Source organism: Capnocytophaga catalasegens (genome assembly GCF_026005215.1).
In the GTDB taxonomy this organism is placed as follows: Bacteria; Bacteroidota; Bacteroidia; order Flavobacteriales; family Flavobacteriaceae; genus Capnocytophaga; species Capnocytophaga catalasegens.
Genome location: NZ_BPMA01000024.1, coordinates 1 through 1,906, shown reverse-complemented (window position 1 = coordinate 1,906; position 1,906 = coordinate 1). Strand labels below are relative to the sequence as shown.

Genomic DNA, 1,906 nt, shown 5'->3' with positions numbered 1-1,906 from the left:
TTACGGATATACAAAAAAATTTTTATTCATAATCATTGTGTAAAACTTATTGAGGTTAAATTTGGTAGTAGTTTATAAAAGTTGTACCTTTGTCAAAGTCCTTTTTATAAAACCGAAGTGATGAAAAAATATTTTTTCCTGTTGGGATTAACCTTAATAATCCCGCTACAAGCACAAGAAAAACAAGGAGTTACACACTCAAAACAACAAACCGGACAAGCTCCTTTTCCAAAAGAGATGTATATTGAACTTCCTAATCCTGTGAAAGCAAATCCGCAAGAATGGAAAAGCCACAAAGGAATAGCTGCTGGCTGGGGAAGCACAGATGTTCGCTATAAAAAAGAAAGTCCGGTAACCGATTTAAAACCCACCGAAACATTAACTGCGTGGCGTGGCGAACGCATTTCAGGGCAAATTGTTGTGGTCAATGCTGACAAAGAAGCTACACTTTCGGTAGATGTTTCCGATTTTAAGCATGCTAAAACAAAATCAATGCTCAAAAAAGAGCATCTTTCTGCCGATTTTGTTCGTTATGTAATGACTGATGAGCTCAATAAAGACCGCAAAGGAGGATGCGGACGTCGCATAGCTACCAACTTTGATTCTACGCTCGTGGCAGATGCTATCGACCCATATGCTAAAAAATTGACAATCCCTGCACAAACTTCACGCGGTATTTGGGTAAAAGTGCAAGTACCACAAAATATTCTTCCAGGAACGTACAAAGGAGTGATTTCTGTGAAAAACAACGGAAAATTGGTTCAAAAACTTCCATTAGAAATCAATGTTTTAGACCGCTCCTTACCTACTCCAAGCCATTGGAAATTTCACTTAGATTTGTGGCAAAATCCGTATGCTGTAGCGCGTTATCACAACGTAACACCTTGGAGCAAAGAACATTTTGATAAACTACGTGTAGAACTTCAACCCTACGTTAATGCTGGTGGAAAATCAATAACAACATCAATCATGTACAAGCCGTGGGGCGGACAAACATATGACGCCTTCAATTCGATGGTTACATGGTTTCGCAAATACGACGGTTCGTGGCATTTTGATTTTTCGGTGTTCGACAAATGGGGCGAATTTATGCACCAAATGGGTGTCAATAAGCAAATCAATTGTTATTCGATGGTTCCTTGGAAATTGTCTTTTCAGTACTTTGATCAAGCAACCAATCAAATGCAACAAATCGAAACACAACCCGGAAAACCTGAATACGAAGCCATATGGGGAGCCATGCTTTCTTCGTTTGCAAAACATCTCAAATCTAAAGGATGGTTTGAAAAAACATATATTTCTATGGACGAACGCCCAATGGAAGTGATGTTAGAAACTTTCAAAATCATTAAGAAAGCAGACCCAAATTTCAAAGTGTCGTTTGCAGGTAATTGGCATCCAGAAATTGAAGCCGATTTAGACGATTATTGCGTGGCACTACGTATGAAATTCTCCGACGAGGTTAAAAACAAACGCCGTGAACAAGGTAAAATTTCGACCTATTACACCTGTTGCACAGAACCTGCTCCGAACACCTTTACATTCAGCGAACCTGCCGAAAGCGAATGGCTTGCTTGGTTTGCTGCCAAAGAAAACTTGGATGGATATTTGCGTTGGGCTTTAAACAGCTGGACGATAGAACCTCTATTAGACAGCCGTTTTACAAGCTGGGCTGCGGGCGATACGTATTTAATTTATCCATTAGGAAGAAATTCTATCCGTATGGAACGCCTCATTGAAGGAATACAAAATTATGAGAAAATACATATACTTAAATCCGAATTTAAACAAAACGGAAATACCCAAGCACTCAAAAAAATAGAAAATATATTACAAGAATTTGACGAGGCTACACTTGCAAAAAATCCAGCAAAAGAAACCATCAAAAAAGCAAAAACAATACTGA

At 38.7% G+C, this 1,906-nt stretch carries 1 protein-coding gene; it reads left to right on the top strand.

Features of this window, described 5'->3' with window-relative positions; all coding sequences use genetic code 11:
* Positions 1–120: 120 nt before the first annotated feature.
* Positions 121–1,906: DUF4091 domain-containing protein (locus OO775_RS08350; RefSeq protein WP_264846628.1), on the top strand; the 1,786-nt coding region annotated here is incomplete at its 3' end.